General features: G+C 61.2%; 14 protein-coding genes and 1 tRNA gene. 7 read left to right on the top strand and 8 right to left on the bottom strand.

Going from position 1 to position 19,229, the window contains the following annotated elements; translation table 11 throughout:
* Window positions 1–1,963: tetratricopeptide repeat protein (locus KAJ83_RS06750; protein WP_210681259.1), on the bottom strand; the 1,963-nt coding region annotated here is incomplete at its 3' end.
* An 836-nt stretch (window positions 1,964–2,799) separates the two neighbouring features.
* Between KAJ83_RS06750 and KAJ83_RS06745 the strand changes: the two genes are divergently transcribed.
* Together KAJ83_RS06745 and KAJ83_RS06740 are read left to right on the top strand one after the other, a co-directional pair.
* Window positions 2,800–3,213 (top strand): hypothetical protein, encoded by a 414-nt coding sequence (locus KAJ83_RS06745; RefSeq protein WP_210681258.1) that lies wholly within the window; start codon window positions 2,800–2,802, stop codon window positions 3,211–3,213.
* On the top strand, window positions 3,210–4,547 hold the full coding sequence (locus KAJ83_RS06740; protein WP_210681257.1) for a relaxase/mobilization nuclease domain-containing protein: 1,338 nt from the start codon (window positions 3,210–3,212) through the stop codon (window positions 4,545–4,547). Before KAJ83_RS06745 ends, KAJ83_RS06740 begins: the two co-directional genes overlap by 4 nt.
* 376 nt (window positions 4,548–4,923) lie before the next feature.
* On the opposite strand, the gene KAJ83_RS06735 is transcribed toward KAJ83_RS06740, so the two are convergent.
* The 4 genes from KAJ83_RS06735 to KAJ83_RS06725 all read right to left on the bottom strand — a co-directional run bounded on the left by KAJ83_RS06735 (window position 4,924) and on the right by KAJ83_RS06725 (window position 9,861).
* Complete coding sequence (locus KAJ83_RS06735; RefSeq protein ID WP_210681256.1) at window positions 4,924–7,419, bottom strand: S8 family peptidase; 2,496 nt, start codon at window positions 7,417–7,419, stop codon at window positions 4,924–4,926.
* The gene (locus tag KAJ83_RS06730; RefSeq protein WP_210681255.1) at window positions 7,419–8,411 is read right to left on the bottom strand and encodes an AAA family ATPase; all 993 of its coding nucleotides are present in this window, start codon (window positions 8,409–8,411) and stop codon (window positions 7,419–7,421) included. Before KAJ83_RS06730 ends, KAJ83_RS06735 begins: the two co-directional genes overlap by 1 nt.
* Window positions 8,412–8,925: 514 nt before the next feature.
* On the bottom strand, window positions 8,926–9,054 hold the full coding sequence (locus KAJ83_RS19495; RefSeq protein WP_281413099.1) for a hypothetical protein: 129 nt from the start codon (window positions 9,052–9,054) through the stop codon (window positions 8,926–8,928).
* Window positions 9,055–9,069: 15 nt separating this feature from the next.
* Window positions 9,070–9,861 carry a tyrosine-type recombinase/integrase gene (locus KAJ83_RS06725; protein ID WP_210681254.1) on the bottom strand — a complete coding sequence of 264 codons (792 nt, stop codon included), beginning with the start codon at window positions 9,859–9,861 and terminating at the stop codon, window positions 9,070–9,072.
* A gap of 268 nt (window positions 9,862–10,129) precedes the next feature.
* Here KAJ83_RS06725 and KAJ83_RS06720 point away from each other — a divergent pair, with 268 nt between their 5' ends.
* Window positions 10,130–10,393 carry a hypothetical protein gene (locus tag KAJ83_RS06720; protein ID WP_210681253.1) on the top strand — a complete coding sequence of 88 codons (264 nt, stop codon included), beginning with the start codon at window positions 10,130–10,132 and terminating at the stop codon, window positions 10,391–10,393.
* Between the two features lie 13 nt (window positions 10,394–10,406).
* Window positions 10,407–11,084 carry a hypothetical protein gene (locus tag KAJ83_RS06715; RefSeq protein ID WP_210681252.1) on the top strand — a complete coding sequence of 226 codons (678 nt, stop codon included), beginning with the start codon at window positions 10,407–10,409 and terminating at the stop codon, window positions 11,082–11,084.
* Here KAJ83_RS06715 and KAJ83_RS06710 read toward each other — a convergent pair.
* Window positions 11,076–12,017 carry an HlyD family secretion protein gene (locus KAJ83_RS06710; protein ID WP_210681251.1) on the bottom strand — a complete coding sequence of 314 codons (942 nt, stop codon included), beginning with the start codon at window positions 12,015–12,017 and terminating at the stop codon, window positions 11,076–11,078. The two genes, KAJ83_RS06715 and KAJ83_RS06710, sit on opposite strands and share 9 nt — an antisense overlap.
* Window positions 12,018–12,371: 354 nt before the next feature.
* On the opposite strand from KAJ83_RS06710, the gene KAJ83_RS06705 reads away from it, so the two are divergent.
* The 3 genes from KAJ83_RS06705 to KAJ83_RS06695 all read left to right on the top strand — a co-directional run bounded on the left by KAJ83_RS06705 (window position 12,372) and on the right by KAJ83_RS06695 (window position 16,647).
* Window positions 12,372–14,330 (top strand): hypothetical protein, encoded by a 1,959-nt coding sequence (locus tag KAJ83_RS06705; protein ID WP_210681250.1) that lies wholly within the window; start codon window positions 12,372–12,374, stop codon window positions 14,328–14,330.
* Window positions 14,331–14,683: 353 nt separating this feature from the next.
* Entirely contained in the window at window positions 14,684–15,082 is a 399-nt protein-coding gene (locus KAJ83_RS06700) for a hypothetical protein (RefSeq protein ID WP_210681249.1), read from the top strand.
* Window positions 15,079–16,647, top strand: a complete 1,569-nt coding sequence (locus tag KAJ83_RS06695) for a recombinase family protein (RefSeq protein WP_210681248.1) — start codon at window positions 15,079–15,081, stop codon at window positions 16,645–16,647. Before KAJ83_RS06700 ends, KAJ83_RS06695 begins: the two co-directional genes overlap by 4 nt.
* Here the strand turns inward: KAJ83_RS06695 and KAJ83_RS06690 are convergent.
* Both KAJ83_RS06690 and KAJ83_RS06685 read right to left on the bottom strand, forming a co-directional pair.
* Window positions 16,613–16,688, bottom strand: a tRNA-Lys gene (locus KAJ83_RS06690). The genes KAJ83_RS06695 and KAJ83_RS06690 overlap by 35 nt on opposite strands.
* A 125-nt stretch (window positions 16,689–16,813) precedes the next feature.
* Window positions 16,814–19,198: a molybdopterin-containing oxidoreductase family protein gene (locus KAJ83_RS06685; RefSeq protein WP_210681247.1), complete on the bottom strand. Its 2,385-nt coding sequence runs from the start codon at window positions 19,196–19,198 to the stop codon at window positions 16,814–16,816.
* Between the last annotated feature and the right edge of the window lie 31 nt (window positions 19,199–19,229).

The raw sequence follows: 19,229 nt of genomic DNA, 5'->3' as shown, positions 1-19,229 counted from the left end.
CACGCCGGTCGCCAATCTCCCGCGTGATTACCAATTGCTGTTCATAGTACGCGATGGCCTTGCGCGCATCGCCGAGGACGGCCCAGGCAATGCCCAGACTGCCCAGCGCATTGCCCTCGCCACGCCGGTCGCCAATCTCCCGCGTGATTACCAATTGCTGTTCATAGTACGCGATGGCCTTGCGCGCATCGCCGAGGGCCGCCCAGGCAAGACCCAGATTGCCCAGCGCATTGCCCTCGCCACGCCGGTCGCCAATCTCGCGGGCAATCTCTAGCCGTTGCTCATGGTACGCGATGGCCTTGCGCGCATCGCCGAGGGCGGCCCAGGCAAGGCCCAGATTGCCCAGCGAGGCACCCTCGCCACGCCGGTCGCCGATCTCACGGGCAATCTCTAGCCGTTGCTCATGGTACGCGATGGCCTTGCGCGCATCGCCGAGGTCGGCCCAGGCATTGCCCAGATTGCCCAGCGCATTGCCCTCGCCACGCCGGTTGCCAATCTCACGCGTGATTACCAGATTTTGCTCATGGTATTCGATGGCCTTGCGCGCATCGCCGAGGTGGGCCCAGGCAATGCCCAGATTGCCCAGCGCATTGCCCTCGCCACGCCGGTCGCCAATCTCGCGGGCAATCTCTAGCCGTTGCTCATGGTACGCGATGGCCTTGCGCGCATCGCCGAGATCCTTCCAGGCAATGCCCAGATTGCCCAGCGCATTGCCCTCGCCACGCCGGTCGCCAGTCGCGCGCGCGCCCGCGAGGCCCGCCTCCAGCCAGGCGATCTGCGCCCGGGGATGCAGGCGCAGGCTGAGCACATGGGCGCCCGCATCGGTGTATTCATAACAGAGCCGCGCCGCGCCGTCGCCCGTCTCGCGATGCGCCACCGCCCAATCGTGCCCCGCCTCGATATTCTCCGCCTCAAGGTCGTGGCGTGTCAGCCCCTCGAGAACTCCGCCGCCCCCCTGCAAATAAAGCTCCTCCGCCGCCGCGAGCACGGCCCGATAATGCACGGCATGACGCGACGAGGCCTCCGCCAGGAGGGCATCATGCTCGCCCGCGCTGTCCTCGAGCCGCGCCATGTCCCGCATCAGATCATGCAGGCGGTGGCGCCGGGTTTCGGTGTCGATTTGCACCATCGACCGGCGCAGAAGCGCGTCCAGGCCGTCCCGCGCGTCTTCCCCGGTGCAATCCCAGACCGCCGCCACGGCGGGCCGGTCGAACTCGCCCGGGAAGACGGACAGCCTGCGCCAGTTGGCGACAAGCGCCGCGTCGTCGCCTTCGAGCTGCCTCACGCTCAGCCCAAGGACCTGCGCGACGTCCAACTCGTATTCCGGGACGCTCAGCGCCGTGAGGCGCGACCGCTCGTCCTCCAGGCGGGACAGATACTCATCGACGGTCCAGGACGGATGGATCGCCAGGAACGTGCCCGCGACCCGCAGCGCCAGCGGTAGCCGCGCGCAGGCGACGGCGATGCGGTCGAGACCGTCGTCGGGGGCAATATCCCCCACGATCTCGCGCAGCAGTGCCCGCGCCTCGCCCTCGGACAGCTCGTCCAACGGGTAGTGCCTCACATTGGGAAGCGCGATGGGTTGGCGCGAGGTCACGATGGCGGCGGAGGGCGGCGGCGGAAGAAGCTCCCGGACCTGGTTGGCGTCCCGCGCATTGTCCAGAACCAGCAGATACTTCCCGCCCGACAGCAGGGCGCGATAGGTGGCGGTCATCGCCGCCGCGTCATCGGGCAGTCGCGCCGTCGGGTGGACGCTCTGGACGACCCGGCCCATCACCTCCATCGCGGAGGCCGGGCTGGCGGTCGTGCCGCCCAGATCCAGCAGCAGTTGACCGCTTGGATAGTCCTGTACCAGCCGATGCGCCACATGCACCGCCAGCGCGCTCTTCCCGATCCCACCAAGCCCCGCCAGCGCGGAGATCGCCGCGGCGCCGCCGCCATCCCCCGACAGGTGCGCGAGCAAAGCCGCTATCTCATCCTCCCGCCCCACGAAGTCGGAAAGATCGGGACCAAGTTGATGCGCTCGGGATGGGTAAAATGGCTGTCCGTTCTCGATGTGGATCCGAGCGTTGTCGCCAGCAAGGATCGACCCTTCCACATGTCCACCAATGGCAGTGGATTTCGCGCCGGGAGCCGTCGCCTGATTCCCCGATATGGCGGCGGCGTGCGCGGCCGGCTCGCCGTCATCCACGGGCTGACCGCCCGCGATCAAATTCCTTAACGCCTGCCACAATCCCATTGGAACGATTATTTCTCCCCTCGCTCCCCCCGTGCCCGGCGGCATGGGAGGGTGGAAATACACTGTGCCCACGCCGCAACCGCTTGTCTATTGCTTGCACTTGGCACCCCCTTCGCGATTACCCTGGAAAGCCCATGACGGGGGCCTTCGCGGTCGCGCCAGCTTGGGGCTCGGGGCCTCCGCCAAGCCGGATCCTCTTCGCGGTTCGATGGAGGAGAATGCGCCAGGGCGTCCGGAACGCCCCCCTTGCGCGGACCGAAAAGGCCGGTCGGCATCGCGACGATGACTGCAATCTTGAGAAGATCGAAGCGCTCTTCCAAGAGCACCTGACGGCTTGCCACGGCCCGCCGCCATGAAAACAACAAAGCCGAGCACCCAAGGAGCGCCCGGCTTTGTTTCGAATTGGTGGGCGTCAGTGAACCCGCATCGAACCTCCCACCGGGCGAACAGGACGATCTGAGCGATCTCTTTGAAACACTGGCGGATTGGGAGCATCAGCTTCAAAAGCTTGCGCCGGAAGACCGGGCCTTCATTGAAAACGGGATGGAGGAGCCAAAGCCATGAGCTCCTCCCCTTCGAAAACATTCCGCACCGCCGCCCGCAGCAAGCCGGATCGCCCCGCACCGTTCTCCATCCGTCTGAGTGCCAAAGAGCGCGCGTATCTGGAGCGTAAGGCGGGAACCCGCCCGCTGGGCCGCTACATTCGCGGCAAGCTGCTGGGTGACGAGGAAGCGCCCCGCAAGGCGGCCCGCGCGCCTACCATCGACTATGCCATGCTCGGCCAGGTCTTAGGCGTGCTCGGCAAGTCGGAGTTGGCAACGCATCTGTGCCTGCTGGCTACGGCTGTGGAAGGCGGGCGGCTGGAGATGGAAAAGCAGGATCGCGCCGCCCTAAGGGAAGCCTGCGAGGATGTGCGCGAAGTGCGGGCGCTGCTGGTAAGTGCTCTCGGCCTCAAGTCAGGCGGTAGCCCATGATCCTTGTCGGCAACCCCAGAGGCGGCGCGTGCGATCTCGCCCGGCATTTGATGAAGACCGAGAATGAGCGTGTCGAGGTGGCGGAGCTTCGCGGCTTCGTGGCGGGTGATCTGGATGGGGCGTTTCAGGAAAGCTATGCGATCAGCCGGGGCACCAAGTGCAGACAGTTTCTTTTCTCGCTAAGCCTCAATCCGCCCAAAGAGGCGCAGGTGAGCGAAGAGGATTTCTCGCAGGCGATTGACCGGGTGGAAACCAAACTCGGCCTCACGGGCCAGCCCCGCGCCATCGTCTATCACGAAAAGCGCGGCGATGACGGGGAAGTGCGCCGCCATGCGCATGCGGTGTGGAGCCGTATCAATGTGCAGGAGATGAAGGCGATTCCGCTGCCGCACTCCAAGCGCAAGATGCAGGACATTGCCCGCGATCTCTATCTGGAGCATGGCTGGACAATGCCGCGCGGTCTGGCCGTGAGCGGTCAGCGCGATCCGCGCAACTTCACACTGGCCGAATGGCAACAGGCCCGGCGCATTAAGGAAGACCCGCGCGAAATCAAGGCGGCCTTTCAAGATGCGTGGGCGATCTCCGATTCCAAGGCCGCTTTTACCCATGCGCTGCAAGAGCGCGGCTACTGGCTAGCGCGTGGCGATCAGCGCAGCCACGTGGCTGTGGATCGGCACGGGGAAGTCCACAACATCGCAAAACGCGTGGGCGTAAAAACCAAGGAGGTGCGCCAACGCCTCGGCGATGAAACCGCGCTCCCTACCGTGGCGGACACGAAACGCGAGATCGCCACGGCCATGCAGGCCAAGATGGAAGAATTCCAGCGCGAGGTCGCGGAGAAGGAAGCGCGCGAACGCAAAGAGGCAGAAGGCAAACGCGCTGCCCTTAGGGAGCGGCAAGAGAAACAACGCCGCGCCCAACAGGAAGCCACGCAGCGCCGCCAGCAGGCCGAAGAGAAGAAACGCCAAGCGCGACTACGTAGCGGCGTCCTCGGCTTATGGGACAGGCTCACGGGTGAACGTAAACGCACCTTGGAGCGCAACGCACAGGAAGCAGAGATAGCCCGCCAGCGCGATAGATCGCAGCAGGATAGCCTAACGACCAAGCAACTAGCGCAGCGCCGTGAGGTCGTGAAGGAGCGCGCCACAGAGCGGGAAAGCAATAAGGCCGTGACGCGCGATCTCACCGAAGACGCAAAGGTCTTCAAGGAAATGGAAACGCAGTCCGATCAGGAACGGGAAGCCCGCCGTGAAGCCTTTAAGGAGAAGCGCCGCAGTCAGGAACGCCCCCGCCGCCGCTCAAGATCGCGCGATGGGCCAAGTCTGGATCGGTAAGTGTGCCGATAGGACCAATTGGAACAGGGTTGCAGCCCTGCAACCCTTGGCAGCCGAAAAATACGGGGTGTGCAAACGGAAGGAAAAACCGACGGCGGGCGCAGGCGAAGCCGAGCCTCGGGAGACCGTCTGTTCTTCCTGAAGTGCGCCGAGGGGCTGGCCCCTAAGCCAATCAACAAGAAGTACAGCCGCAGGAGCGTAAGCATGGCGGTGCCCGTAGGGCAGGCACGGGATCGACTGCCCCCGGCGAGGAGCACGATCTATCTGCGTAAGGGATCGTTACCCAGGGCGGAGTCACCTAGAGGGCGGTTTGGGGAGCGAAGCGAATAGAGCCCGCGCCGGCTCTGCCGGACGCGCCAATTATATTTTGAATAACCTACGTTTCTATAACGATAGGTGTATCAATAATATTTGCGACAGGCGTATAGATGTCCGTTTCGGGTGTTTTAATTGTTACGATCAAAGCGTAATTGGATGTTTTATTCCAAGCGTTTAGGCGTGGTCGCTTGTTCCACCATCCATACGTCGGAAACACGGCGATGTGGCCTCGTGCAGCCAAATCAGCTGCAGTCCCGGTCCAGATATTTGAGTGAATAGAGCCTACCGTAGTTAGCGTTTGGCCGCGCCCCAGAGTCCACATGCCGGATTCGCCAGTATGGTTTCCGTCATGGGCCTCATCACGGGCCGCCTTGTTGATTCGCTCTTGGAACCCTGCAACGGTTTCTGACGCGCGCTTTACCGCAAACCGAAGCCCGTGTGATTGATAACCGTACTTTGTTGCCCAGCCTCGGTCTCCTGGGTTTGGTTCAACAAAATATGAGAGCGTAATACGAAGCGTCACCTGCGTATCCTGAAGCGCCTCAAGCGCGTCCTTTGGCCAAGGCAACGCATGAAGCTTAAGTTCCCTGTACTTGACATCGTTCTCAATCTTTTGGAAGGGCTTAATCGAGCCCTGCGCAATGAGAGTGAGCGAATTATCAGCGCTTGAAAGCACTTCACGCAGACGAGGCACACCAAATCCGAAGCAGCGCATCACTGCTTCGTAGTCGACCTGTCCCTGCGGGTCCGTGAAACGCTGGAGCATCGGTTCGGTCCACTGAGCCGAATGTACGATCAGCGCGCGAATGGCTTCAGGTGTGAGGTTTGGGTATTTCGCCCAGAGCATAGCCGCTTGGCGGGCCGCGAGTGCAGCAGCGGCGCTTGTATCACCAAAAGTCGAGAGGGGGCGTCTGCGCGCAAAGTCGCTGGGCGTCGATAAGAGCTGAAGAGCGTCGTCAATATAATCGGGCTCCTCGAAGTCCGCGTGACGGGCCATATTGCCCGCCTCAAATACGACATCTGGTTTCACAGGCCATCTCGTGCGTTTCCATGTCATTGAAGTACATGAAGCAGGAGCGAGATCGCTATGCGCGGCGAGCGCCTCCCATCCTGGAAATTGCTGCTGATCGACTAGCGCTTTTTCGGTGTAGCCGCCTACAGTCAGCGCATTCCAAGCTTGGCCCGGATCATGGATACCATCCGTGAGGTTTGAGTTTGGGTAGTCCCCTCGGCTCGTGGGTGCCGTGTTGCCCGCAGCGAGAATAACAAGCCGATGGACCTGATCGTCGGCGCCTGAAGCCAAAGAATCAACGGCGGCGGACCAGGAGGACGGTCGTCCGCGATCACGCCCGTCGGGAGTGGAAATCGCCATACAAAATATTCGGCGACGTTCAGGATTTACCTCCACTCTGTTCACGCTTTCGCTTGTAACTGCTCCATACAGTTCTGGATCATGCGGATCAGCATCATTGATGATCTTCACAGATTCAAGTTGGTGTGTGGCGGGCCATTGGCCCGCCGAAGCAAGAGCATCAGTCAAATCACCATAGGCAGCAATGCCCGCCATTGGCGTTCCGTGACCGCCCCTATCATCAACACCCCAGTCAGGTTTGTAGGTATGGAGATCCGCATCCGCCAATAGGGGGGCAAGAAGTGTGTGCCCGCGATTAACGCCAGTATCGAGCAGGCAGACGTATGGAGATGCTGCATCCGGAGGTAGCAGTCGGCCAGCAAGGTCGTCGACCCAATCCTGCTGTTCCACACTGTTCATTTGTGTGAAGAAGGAGGCTGCTGTCTTGGGAAGGCGAAGCTCGGCGATTGCTCCCAATAGTTCTGTAGACCGAGCTAGATTGCGTCCGGTGCCACTAACGAGAACAATTACCCGGTCGATGAAACTGATTGATTCCTCGCTCACAGTGAGGTCGTGAGCGGCTGCGATTTCCCTGAAACGCTGCAAATGATCGAGTTTGTCCGATTTCCTAAGCCAAACCTCCCAGCCAACGTCTTGATCGGGCACCGGGTAGAGTTCTGGGTCATCCGTCCATAAAGCTTCCAATGCCGCCAAGCGGATATCGGCGATGCTCTCTACGAGATCGCGATTCTTGGGTTGCGTGGAACCGTCCTTCTTCGGATTGGTGTCGTCATCCCGGTAAGCCGTGATTCTGTTCAGAAAGAATGACAGTTTTCCATCAGGTACGAAGACGGTGGCTTGTAAACGATCGATCGGCGATCGTCGGACGGAGCAGAGTTCGATTCCTGACGGCGCGAAATCGAGGCTCTCGAATTTGAGATCAAACCCAGGTTCGCTGTCGAACTGCAAATAGACCCCGTTGCCGGCGTCAACGCCCTCAGCTTTTTGAGCAGCGATCCGCTCGGCGGCCATCGCCTCAATATCTTCCATTTGGCCGAGAAGACGTGCTGCGTGCTGTGCACGGTCTCGCGCCTGTAATGAAATCGCCTTTCCGCGTCCTGGCCGGGGAGTAATAAAATCGTGTATCGAAGCGGCGTTCGGATCGAAGAGATGAGGATGATGCCGCACGTTATCGGGCGGCATCAGAAATCACCTTTGCTGCCCGTCAATGTGTAGCGTCGCTCGCGCACACCCGCCATCAAGTCGGCGTTCGAAATTGTATCGCGATCTTCAATTAGAACGGTTTTGATTGCGTCCTCGGTCGCACGAACGACTTCTGCATAGCTCAGTCCCAATGCTGTCTTGGCCACCTCGGCCCAGCGCACACCTTTGGTTTTAAAGCCAGCTAGTCGACTGCGCAGGAGAGACTTGATCCGTTCTTGGTCCGGAAGATCGAACTCGATGATGTCATCAAACCTGCGGAAGAGCGCCTGGTCGAGAAGATCAATGTGGTTAGTGGCAGCGATCACGAGGCTGTCGGATTCATCCAACTCCACCATCTGCAAAAAACTGTTCACAATGCGCCGGATTTCTCCAACATCGTTGCTAAAGCCACGTTCGGAACCAATGCTATCAAACTCGTCGAAGAGATAGACGCCGCGTGTCTGATCCATAGCATCGAATATCAGCCGCAGCTTGGCGGAGGTTTCGCCCATAAACTTAGTGATTAGACCGTCGAGCCGAACGACAAAGAGCGGAAGGCCGAGCTCTCCCGCTAGAGCTGATGCCGTGAGTGTCTTGCCTGTTCCTGGCTTGCCAACAAGCAGGAGTTTTCGCCGTGGAGATAACCCTTTGCTTCTGATCGAGCGAATGGCGACATGCTCACGGACAACGCGCGAGAGGCGTTTCTCAAGCGCCTCCGCCAGAACCATATCCGAGAGCTTGGTTTTCGGATATGAAGCCGAAAGGATGTCGGCCAGCTCGCCACGGGGTTTGGCGATCGGGATTGGCGTGGTGCCTCTCACCCCTCCCTTGGTCTTCGCCTTGTCTATCAGCGCGCGCAACTCTTCCGCCACCTTACCGTGGCCTTGTCGTGCTTCAGCAGCTGCGATCTGCATCGCGACCGCAAAAAATTGAGCCTCGTCACCATCTGCATGCGAAGCTAGCAAGGCTTTGATTTGGTCGGCTGTTGGCATCGGGCTGACTTTCGTTCCTTTCTTACTATAATACAATTTTTTCTTTATTACACGCGAAAAGTGTAAAAATCGAGCTCTATTCTAGAGCAACGGACTGGGCCAATTTCTGGCATATTGGGCCTGCATGAACGCTTTGCCGAAGATGATATGCATCATGACATACATCTCGAAGGACGTCCGATTCAAATTGGAACGCGTTAGCCAAGTGCGCGACATCTACTTTGCAGAGGATTCTTCAGGTGTCCAGGGGGCTAGAAGGCTCTTTAGGCGATGGGGGATGCAACGGCCAGACGTTGCGAGTGATTGACCGGCGATACGGTCTAACTGGCACGCAAGGGCCAACCGGCAGGGGATTGCACAAGGGGCGGCACGACCCTTTGCCGAGGGGCGCGTTAGCGATCCCGAGAAGATGGCGCGGTATTACCGCGCACATCTTGCGTTTCACGAAGTGGGACGGTTTTCGCTGTGACGGTTCAGTTCAAATGCCTTTGCGCATGCGGCTGCGTGTAGCCCGTCATTCCTCATCCGGAACAGCGTCAGCGATGCGGTATTCGATGCGCTCCAGTGCCGTACTTAGGGCACGGAGCCCGTCCTGCAATTTCCAAAGCAATAGAATGATCGGCGTTACGAGTTTCCCGGTCATGGTTCCTCCTTTTCGTTATGGGTGGCCGGGCGGCAGCCCGGCGCGGGTTTCAAGGCTGGTGAGGAAAGCAAGGCGCGGCGCTTCCTCGGCAATGGCGCTGTAGGCGCTGAGCAGACGGATCAACTCCGTGTTGGATAGCGTGTGATCCGGGCGGCGGATCGGAGGCACGCTTTCTATTCCGGCCCCGTCCTCCCGCCACAATCGCCGGGCCATTTCGCGGTCTTCCAGCGCGGCCATATCGAGATAGATCGCCGTCGTCGCCAGATTGGCGTGCCCCAGCCACCTGCGGATGCGCGTTTCCGGCACGCCCTTGAGCGCGGCATGCACCCCGAAGCTATGACGCAGCCCCCGAGCACAGGCCCGCGTGCCCGTGATCTTCGCCGCCGTCATCACGGCACCCATGCGCTTCCAGCCCGTGGTGCGCCCGAAGCGCCATAGGCGGCGCTCCTTCGGCGCTCCGGCCCCGTCATCTCCTTCCCCTAAGCAATGCACTTGGCTCAACCGCGTAATGAACGCGCGCGGCAAGGGGACAACCCGGTAATGCCGTCCCTTCTGCGCCCCGCGCTTCTTGAGAGAGCGGATCGTCACCGTCCCGGCCTCGGTATCGAGGCTGGCCGCGCTCATCGCCAGCGCCTCGCCAGGGCGGCACCCCGTCCAGTAGATCATTTCGCAGAAGGTGCGGCTTTCGGGCTCAAGACATTCCAGCGCCGCATAGAAGCGCGCCCGCTCGGCCGCCGAGAGATATTTGCGCGCCCCGCCGCGCGTGAAGAGCGAGAGAGACGGTTCCGATTTCGGGCGGCGTGGCATCGCGGGCTTCCTTCCAGGCAGAGAATTCCGGGTGAACACTTCATACAAGAGCGTTCACCCCATGCATTCTCCGCCGGACTTCAGCGCCTTACGGCTCCATGAGCCGCCCAGCCCGCGCTTTTCATCCGCCCTCAGGATACCCATTTACCAAACGCGATCAACACCTAAAACAGAATTGTATGTTTTGTTCACAACTTTATGGTGTCGCACCCTCCTCCGGCCCGCCCGCGCATCAGCAGTATCAAAGGCAGCATAAGGGGCCGGTGCGATGGGCAAAGACTCTTCTTCCAAAGGCAATGACACGGTGGGCGGCCTTGCCGTGATCGCCGGGATCATCTGCGCGATTGCGGGCTATGGCAAAGGCGGCTGGGGCGGCGCGCTGGTCGCGGGCGCCATGGGCTCCGGCGCGGTCTATCTGGCGTTCAAATTCATCGGCCTGCTGTGGACATGGCTGGTGGTGAGCGCCGTGCTGCTTCTCATGCTCGCCGTTCTGGTGAGCCGCTGGGAAGCGCTCTCCGGCCTGTTCCAATAGGGAGGGCGGAAAGATGGACATGCGCGCCACAAATAAAGTCTCCCGGAACTCAGAATACGACACCCTTCTACATTACAGAAAATCGCCTATTTTCTTGCATTATTTGCACATAAGTTGTATAAAAGTGCCATATTATGAGTCTTTTTGTAATTTTATTTTTAGGCGCGATATTATGAGTGCGTTACAAGATACATTCGAAGAGCAAAGCGAAGGAGCCCACGACATTAGCCGTCGCGGCGCGCTGCGCAGCCTCGCCCTTGGCGGGGTCGCCGCTTTTATGCTGGCCTCCCTGCCGGGTGCGAACGACGCGCAGGCCGGGGAAGCAAAAGCTGCGACACCGGGCGAACGTGGCTTGGATGCAGTCCAAGGCATGGATGATATGGCCGCCTACTCAAGGGATCCCAACAAGCGTGGGATTGGTATTTTCATCAATGTGCAGGGGAATGCACCGGACGATTACGGCGACCGTATAGGCCAGAGGCTCGGAGAGATTTTTGAAGGACAGGGCGTTCCTACGGAATACCGTGTCAACCGATCACGGGGCACGACTACAGATATCACCTTTTATGTGAACGGTTATAATTTCACGATCAACATTGACGACATAAAAGGCAATCTTGGACGTGTCTACGCCCACTATCAGGATGAATGGGGCCCTAGGCAGGTTTCCCAGAACACACCGTCACAATAATGTTAGCTTATCTCCCGATGGAAGCGGGGAAGAAGGCGGATGGTTCCCATCGTCGGGTGTGGGGTTCGTTGCTTCGGTATTTGCGGCAACATCTTTAAATTCGCCTTTTGCGTGACCTTTAAGGTCTGCAAGCTTGGAATCCTTGCCGCCAGATAGCCCCCATCCACCAAGGTCATCATGGACGGCACTTTTCTTGGCGGCATTTCCTGTGTCCGCACGGCTCTCCAGTGTTTGCTCTACTTCGATTCTTTCATTTTGCTCGAGAACATCCCGACTTTCCCGGACAGAGTTAATGTCTTCATTTATTGCAGCCGCACGGCGTTCTTCCGGGCTTCCGTTTTCCATGATGTTTTCTACGCGCTCATGCTCCGCTCGCTTCGCTTGCCGTTCATCCCACCGATCTTCGAAACGGTCGAATTCAGCTTGTGACATCTCGCCATTTTCCAGCTTTTCCCGGGCGATACGCATCTGTTCACGCGCTTTTTCTTCCGGGTCGTCTATCCCGTCGAGATAGGCTTTCTCGTCCTCGGATAGATATGGGTCGAGGATATTTTCGATATCGATATCTAGCTGGGTGATATCGGCATTCAGTTGATCAAGCTGCGCCTGAAGGGCGGCCAGATAGTTGGTTTCGTGCCGGGCCTTGGCTCTGTCTTTCCCGGCCTGCTCGATACGCCTGTCTTCGGCGGCGCCAACACCGGCTAAGTCCATGCGGCTCGCGCCGAGCACCCCGGATGCCTTCGCGATCAGGGCATCGTCCTGTTCGTCATGCTTGGCCCGCAGGGCGGCATTCCGCTCCTGCTGCTCGGCCCCCGGTTCATCGCTGGTTCCAGCCTCCGCAAAAGAGCCCAACAAATGCGCATTCGGATCGGCCTGAAAGCCCTCCGGCACATTCGCTCTTGCTGCTGTCACTTCGTGTGGATTGAACCCCATTGTTAGCCCCAAAAATATACTTCCAAGTTCTGTTTATTTATTTTACATATTATAGAATTAAGTTACCCTTAATAAAATGACCGTATGAGAAATATTTCTCCATTAGTCTTTGAATAATATACGGGAAACAGGTTAATAAATGTTATGGAAATGCTTCAATTTTAGATAATTGCAACCTAAAATTAATCTTGTGTTAATATGCCCTGAATGGGTGATTTTGTTCGTATCGATAAGAAATTGCGTGAAGAGCTTGCTTTCCTCAAGGACAAAACCGGGATGGGGGAACGCGCCATCCTTCGGGCTGCGGCGGGGAAGCGGCCCGCCGGGCTCACGAGCCGGACGGTGCGGCAGTGGATGGACGGCACCGTGTGCCGGGCACGGCGGGGGCATCTGAGCTACGTTCTCAATGGTTGGCGCGGGATTTGGCGGCGCAAAGCCTATTATGTCGATATTCCCGCCGACCTTCCGGCCCGGCTTCGCCGCGCGCGGGAGCGGACGGGCTGCGGGCCGAAAGCCTTGCTTGATGGGGCTCACGATGCGCCGGATAAGTTAACGGAAGGCATGATCCGGACATGGCTTTCCGGGTCGGCCAAGCGCGCCCGCAAGGATCATCTCGATTGGACGCTCGCGCGCTGGGAAGGTTTACCGGACGAGACGCCAGCGGAACCTCGTGAGCCCGAAAAATCCTCCCGCGTTCCTATTGATGAGGCGCGTCGTGCGCGTCTGCGGGCGCTTCGCCGCGATACCGGCCTGTCACCACCAGCGCTGTTGCAGCGCCTCGGTGTGGACAGAGATGCGATTCCTTCCGGCCTTAGCGGTAGCATGATCGCCGCGTGGCTGGCGGGCAGCACCAAAACGGCGCGGCGCGATCATCTCGCCTTCATCGAGGATGCCTGGCGCCACCTTGCCGCGCGGGAGCCCGGCTATATTCCCCTCGATGCGGTTATCGTGGACGAACTCCGGGCGTCGAAGAAACGATCCGGGATCGGCGAAACCCGACTGTTGCAGGAAGCCGGGGACAAACCGGAAGGTCTTACCCCCTCCGTCCTGCGGAACTGGCTATCCGGACAAACGGCGACGGCGCGCGCGGATCATTTGGCTTTCGTGCGTGAGGCTTGGGCGGCCTGCCCCTCACGGGGCGAGGTCATCACTCTTACGGACGGGGATGTCGCACGTCTCAAAGGTCTGATGCGTGCGGTCGATACCGGGCCGGGCGGCCTGTTGCGCGGCGCGCGGCACGAACAGCCGGACGGGCTGACCAGTTCGATCATTCGCGGCTGGCTGAGCGCGCCGGGTCGGCAGGCGCGGCGGGAGCATTTCGAGTTCGTGATTGCACGCCTTCAAGGGATGATGGAAAGCGGCGAAGACCGGATCGCGCTCACTCCGGCTCATATCGACACCTTGCAAAAGGAACGCGCGCGCAGCGGCGTTGAAATCGCGGACCTCGCCCGCCGCATGAAGGCCGATCGCGGCTCGTCCCCTGCCGTTACGGAGGGGATGATTCACCGTTGGCTCGCCGGAACCGCCAAGAGCGCGAAACGATGCGACTACGAGGCCGTTCTTTCGGCATGGCGGGCCTGTCCCGATCTTTCCTTGCCCGATCCGGCCCTGCTGGGCGTGGAGCGTTTCGAGCTTAGCGAGGGGCGGGTCGTGATCACCGAGGCCATGCGCGCCCATCTAATGGCCATGCAGGAGCGATCCGGCAAGGGCGGCGTCGCGCTTGTGGCTTGGGCGGAAGCGCAGGACATGGAGATTCCCGATGGGCTCGATCATACCGCCATCACGCAATGGCTGAGCGGCGCGCGGCAATCCGCACCGCCGGAACATCTGCGTTTCGCGGCGACGGCATGGAACCGGGCGATGGAAGATGCCCCCGCATGGGTGCCGCTGACAAAGGAACTGCGCAGGCAACTGGCCGCCTATCATGCGGCGGGGCTGCTGCCCTCAAAGATATTCAAGGGCGCGACGGACAAGCCGGAGGGGCTGAGCGCCACCGTCATCACCGGCTGGCTGAAAGGCGGCATGGAACAGTTGCGCGCCGATCACCGGGATTGGGTGCTGGCCCGCTGTGCGCATCTCTCCGAAACAGGCGAAAGCCGGGTTCCGCTCACGGCGGAGATACGCGCGCGTCTCGAAGAGGCGCGGGCGCGCAGCGGCATGATGCAGGCCGCGCTCCTGAAAAGCGCCCCGGATGTCCCGCAGGGGCTCACCGCCAATACGATATCCGCATGGATCAACGGCACCGCCGCCACGGCCCGTAAGGATCACCTCGATTGGGTGCTGGCGCGGTGGACGGAGCATGTAGAAGCCTGATCACCGGGCCGGACGGCCCCACAGATAACCGGGACATGATTTTTCCTGTTTTCGCTTTATCAGCGCTTTCAAGCGCTTAGCTAATACCGCCCGCCGCTCTCCTTCCAATTCTGCGTAGTTTGGCGCGGCGCGCGTTGATACGCGCCGCGTTTCTGCGCATCTCTTTCAAAGCACCGCGTTTCATGCCGCCGTCCCGGCCACGCTTCTGCCGGGGCAACGGAAAGAGAATACATTCCTATTTATGATTGCAATTTAGTTCTCGTTCCCGTATAAGTGTTCTCTTAATGTTCTTGTCGCGGTGCAGGGAAAGGAGGCGCGAAGAGACGAAAGAGATTTGAGAGAAGGAGGACGCCATGCGCGACAAACACGATACGGATCATTTCAACGCCAAGGCCGCCGACGGGGCCACCGACGGGGCCGCCGATCCGCCCGCATCCTCCGCCTATCCTTCTCTCGAATTCGACGCCTCGGAGTTCATGCACTTCCTCGACGATGCCGATTGGAGCGAGGAGGAGAAGGCGGAATACATCACCCTCGTCTGGAATATCGTGTGCGAGTTCGTAGCGCTCGGCTTCAACATGCACCCGCTCCAGCAGACCCAAAATTCTTGTGGAAAACCCGGCGGTCAGGGCTTGAGGCCGCCCCCTGATTCTGAATCCGGGGTAGAATCGCTCAGGGCCTATTTGCAGGAAAACCATCCAGAACCGCGCGCCGCCACCGAGGATGGCCGCGCAGAAAGAGAGGAGACATGAACCATCTGATTATGAACCCCGAGCCGCCGCGCAAGGCGGTCATCTATTGCCGCGTCTCGGACAGGAAGCAGGATACGAATGGCAACGGACTGGACAGCCAGGAATACCGCTGCCGCCAATATGCCGAGGCCAAGGGCTACGAGGTGGAAGCGATCTTTCCCGATGATATCACCGGCAAAGGCGATTTCATCAACCGCCCCGGCATGGTGGCCTTGCTCGCCTATCTCGACGCGCGGCCCGATGAGCGTTTCGTGGTGATCTTCGATGATCTCAAGCGCTATGCCCGCGATACCGAGTTCCATCTGCGCCTGCGACGCATCATGTATGAGCGCGGCGCGGTGCGCGAGTGCCTCAATTACAATTTCGAGGATAGCCCCGAGGGCCTGTTTTTCGAGACCATCGCCGCCGCGCAAGGCCAGCTTGAGCGCGAGCAGAATGGACGGCAGGTGACGCAGAAAATGCGCGTCCGTGTGGAGCGCGGCTATTACTGTTTCGGCACCATTCTGGGCTATCGCTATGCCAAGGCGAAGGATGGCGGCAAGATGCTGGTGCCTCATGAAGCCATCGCGCCGGTGATGAAGGAGGCGCTTGAGGGCTTCGCCGCCGGGAGGTTCCAGACCACCTCGGAAGTGGCGCGCTTCATCAACGGCTTTCCTGAGACCAAGCGGCGCGGGCGGTATGGCCTATCGCGCCAGATGGCGAAGAATGCGCTGCTCAATCCGATCTATGCGGGCTACATGAATGTGCCCAAGTGGGGCATCTCCATGCATCCGGGCAAGCATGAGCCGTTGATCAGCCTCAAGACATGGCGGAAGATTCAAGACCGCCTCGCGGGCAACGCCCATGCGCCCGCGCGCCAAGACCTGAACCATGATTTTCCGCTGCGTGGCTTCATCGCCTGCGCCTGCTGCGGCAATAACCTCACGGCGGCATGGAGCAAGGGGCGCAACACCCATTATCCGTATTATACCTGCCAGAACCGTCATTGCGAGATGAAGGGCAAGTCGGTGCGGCGCGAGAAGATCGAAGGGGAGTTCGAAACCCTCCTGAAATCCATCACGCCCGCGCCGCGCGTCTTCGCCATGGTGAAGAGCATGTTCATTCAGCGCTGGGGCCAGATGACAACCCTGTCACGGCAAACGGCCGATGAGGCCCGCGCGGAAATCCCGGCGATTGAAGCCAAGACCGGGAAGCTGGTCGAACGCATCATGGAGGCCACCAACCCGGCGGTGATCAGCGCCTATGAAAAGCAGATCGCGGCGTTGGATCGGCGGCGGCTGTTCTTGGAGGACACGGCGAAGAATGCCAGCCCGATGCAAGGCAAGTTCGACGATCTGTATCGAACCGCCTGCACCGTCTTGGCAAACCCGCACAAACTGTGGGCTTCGGGCCGGTACGAGCTGCAAAGAATCGTGCTTCGCATGCTCTTCACAGAGCGCATCGCCTACTGCCGAAACGAGGGGTATCGAACCGCCCCAATCTCAGAGCCACTGCGGCTTGTCGCCTCTCTTCGTACCTCCCCGGAAGGAGTGGTGGGCCGTATAGGACTCGAACCTATGACCTAGTGATTAAGAGTCACCCGCTCTACCAACTGAGCTAACGGCCCCCATGTCCGGCCGGAAAACGCGAGGGAACCCGGCCAAGCGCCGCCCGGCAGGGCCCGGCGGCGGGCGGGTATATAGCCGCTCGGGATTGGCTTGCCAACCCTTGAGATGACGGATCGTCCGCCCTCTATTCTCCATCGCCGCGCTCGGCCGAGACGCGGGCGCGGGTGGAGCGGTGCGGGACGGACCCGCTGATCGGGTCGGCCGCCCCGGCCGAGATCAGGCGGTTATAATTGGCGCCCTCCTCCGAGAAGGGATCATGGGCCGGCAGGCCCAGCGCCTCGTTCCCCTGCCACCACCCGTAATCGGCGACGGCCACCCCGGGATCGAGGGTCCCGTCGGTCTCCACCGCGAGGCGGATGCGGCCATGCGCGGTCTCGACCCACGCCCGGTCGCCGGGGGCGAGGCCCTCGGCCTCGGCGGTGTCGGGATGCAGCGTCACCGTCGGCGTGGGCTTGCGTCGGCGCAGGGATGCGATATGGCGCTGCTGCGAATGGCAGTAATAGGGGCTCTTCGCCGTCGTCAACAGGAGCGGATAGGCCGCCGCCTCGGAATCGGCCGGCGCCGGGAAAGCCGGCATCGGCGCATGACCATGATCCCGTAGGCGCTGCGAATAGATTTCCACCAGCCCCGTCGGTGTCGCGAAACCGGTGACGCCTTCCCCGCGCGATTCGGCGTATTTGCGCGGACGATAGGCGAGATCGCGCCGGATTCCTTCCGGCCGGGCCCGCAAGTCCGCCAGGGAGAGGCCGACGGGCTCGAGCTGCCAGGCACGGGCCTTGTCGATATCCCCGCCGAAGAAGGCTTGCCCCATACCGAGGCGCGTGGCGAGATCGAACACGATTTCGGTGTCGGAGCGCGATTCGCCCGCCGGCGGGATCATGGGCTGGCGAAGCTGGATCAGGCTCTCCGCCTCCTGGGTCACCTCGAAACCATTGCGCAGAGCCTCCCGCTCCCAGGGCGTGTTGACGGGCAGGAAGTAATCGGCGAAGCGCGCTGTCGGCGTTTCCACGCTGTCGCAATGGACATGGAAATCAAGCGCGCGAAACGCCTCGACGGCCCGGTCGGTATCCCCTTGCGAGACCGCCATGTTCGCGCCGAAAACCACCATCGCCCGGATGGGATAGGGCGAGCCCTCCAGGATGGCGCGATAAATCTCCGCCGCCCGTACCCAGCCTTGCGAAGGCGGTCCCAACGGACGCTCCGCATAGCCCAGCGCCTTCTCGATCTGGCCTTCGGGGAATTGCGTGAAATCGGTCGCCGGATTGAGCGGGTGCTTGGTGAAGGCGACATTGCCGCCGGGGCTGTCATAGCCGCCCTTGAGGGCCATCAGCAGCGCGATCGCCCGATCCGTCTGGGTCGCGTCGCGATGCTGCCCCACGCCGGACCAACAGTAATAGGCGACGCGCCGCGCGGCGATCAGTGTCTCCGCCGCCGCCATCAGGTCGGCCTCCGGCACGGAGGTCCGCGCCGCCACCACGGCGGGTTCATACGTGGCGCAGGCCTCGGCAAAGAGGTCGAAGGCCGGACGGCACGCGACCGGTCCGGCACCGGCGAGGTCGATCCGCACGGTACCCCGCAGGGCAAGCCCGTCCGTATCCGTATCGGGGTCCGCGTCGAAACAGCGGGTTTCGGGATCGTAGAAGACGAGAGCGCCATTCCCGCGCCGCGCGACCAGACGGGTCGCGCCGTCCCGTCCCCTCACCTCCGCCTCGCGCAGGAAGCGGCCGGTATCGGTCCGCACGAGCAGCGTCCCGTTGCTCCAGCGCCGGATGAAGGCGGCATCGAATGCCTCCCGCTCGATCAGGATATGGGCGAGGCCCATGGCGAGCGCCCCGTCGGTTCCCGGCCGCACGCGCAGCCACGGGTCCGCCCGGCGGGCATAGCCCGTGCGGCGGGGATCGACCGCGACGATCCGTGCGCCGCGCGCGGCCGCGATCTGGGTCGCCTGATCGAGCCAGACGGCGCTCGGATTGAAGCCCCAGAGCAGGATCGCGTCCGCATTGGCGTGGTCGGGATAGAGGATCCCGCTGCCATAGGTAAAGCGGTGCGCGTGATCCTTGTGCCAATTACATATCTCTGTCCCATATACCGTGTTGGGGCTGCCGAAGAGGCGGATGAAGCGTTCGATCCATTCGATCGAGTCGCTGATCGGCGTGCCGCTCGGCGTGGTGACGCCGAAACCGACCGCTTCCGCCCCCGACGCCTCGCGGATCGCGCCCAACCGGGCCGCGATATCGCGCATCGCCTCTTCCCAGGAGACGCGCTCCCAGCCGGGGTCGGGGTCCGTTTTCGGCGTGGTCCGGCGCATGGGATGGAGCATGCGCTCCGGGCTGTGCGCGATCTCCGGCGCCGCCTTTCCCTTGACGCAGAGCGCCTTGCCCGTGGGATGGTCGGGGGCCGGTTTCGCCTTGATAAGACGGCCGCCGGAGACCTCGAACACGGCGCCGCAGCGCGACCGGCACAGGCAGCAGAACCCTGCCTTCTCGACGGTCTCCGCATGCTCCGCCATCGCTCTCTCCCTTATCCGTCGCCCCTTACAG

Source organism: Marivibrio halodurans, from assembly GCF_017963645.1.
In the GTDB taxonomy this organism is placed as follows: Bacteria; Pseudomonadota; Alphaproteobacteria; order UBA8366; family Aestuariispiraceae; genus Marivibrio; species Marivibrio halodurans.
Note: the sequence above shows the minus strand (reverse complement) of the source record. Positions and strands in the feature narration are given on the sequence as shown.

Bases quoted from the DNA above. Each gene is read 5' to 3' on its own strand.
- KAJ83_RS06735 (WP_210681256.1), bottom strand. From the start codon at position 7,419: ATGCCGCCCGATAACGTGCGGCATCATCCTCATCTCTTCGATCCGAAC.
- KAJ83_RS06725 (WP_210681254.1), bottom strand. From the start codon at position 9,861: ATGCCACGCCGCCCGAAATCGGAACCGTCTCTCTCGCTCTTCACGCGC.
- KAJ83_RS06720 (WP_210681253.1), top strand. From the start codon at position 10,130: ATGGGCAAAGACTCTTCTTCCAAAGGCAATGACACGGTGGGCGGCCTT.
- KAJ83_RS06740 (WP_210681257.1), top strand. From the start codon at position 3,210: ATGATCCTTGTCGGCAACCCCAGAGGCGGCGCGTGCGATCTCGCCCGG.
- KAJ83_RS06695 (WP_210681248.1), top strand. From the start codon at position 15,079: ATGAACCATCTGATTATGAACCCCGAGCCGCCGCGCAAGGCGGTCATC.
- KAJ83_RS06685 (WP_210681247.1), bottom strand. From the start codon at position 19,198: ATGGCGGAGCATGCGGAGACCGTCGAGAAGGCAGGGTTCTGCTGCCTG.
- KAJ83_RS06730 (WP_210681255.1), bottom strand. From the start codon at position 8,411: ATGCCAACAGCCGACCAAATCAAAGCCTTGCTAGCTTCGCATGCAGAT.
- KAJ83_RS06715 (WP_210681252.1), top strand. From the start codon at position 10,407: ATGGACATGCGCGCCACAAATAAAGTCTCCCGGAACTCAGAATACGAC.
- KAJ83_RS19495 (WP_281413099.1), bottom strand. From the start codon at position 9,054: ATGACCGGGAAACTCGTAACGCCGATCATTCTATTGCTTTGGAAATTG.
- KAJ83_RS06745 (WP_210681258.1), top strand. From the start codon at position 2,800: ATGAGCTCCTCCCCTTCGAAAACATTCCGCACCGCCGCCCGCAGCAAG.
- KAJ83_RS06710 (WP_210681251.1), bottom strand. From the start codon at position 12,017: ATGGGGTTCAATCCACACGAAGTGACAGCAGCAAGAGCGAATGTGCCG.
- KAJ83_RS06705 (WP_210681250.1), top strand. From the start codon at position 12,372: ATGGACGGCACCGTGTGCCGGGCACGGCGGGGGCATCTGAGCTACGTT.
- KAJ83_RS06700 (WP_210681249.1), top strand. From the start codon at position 14,684: ATGCGCGACAAACACGATACGGATCATTTCAACGCCAAGGCCGCCGAC.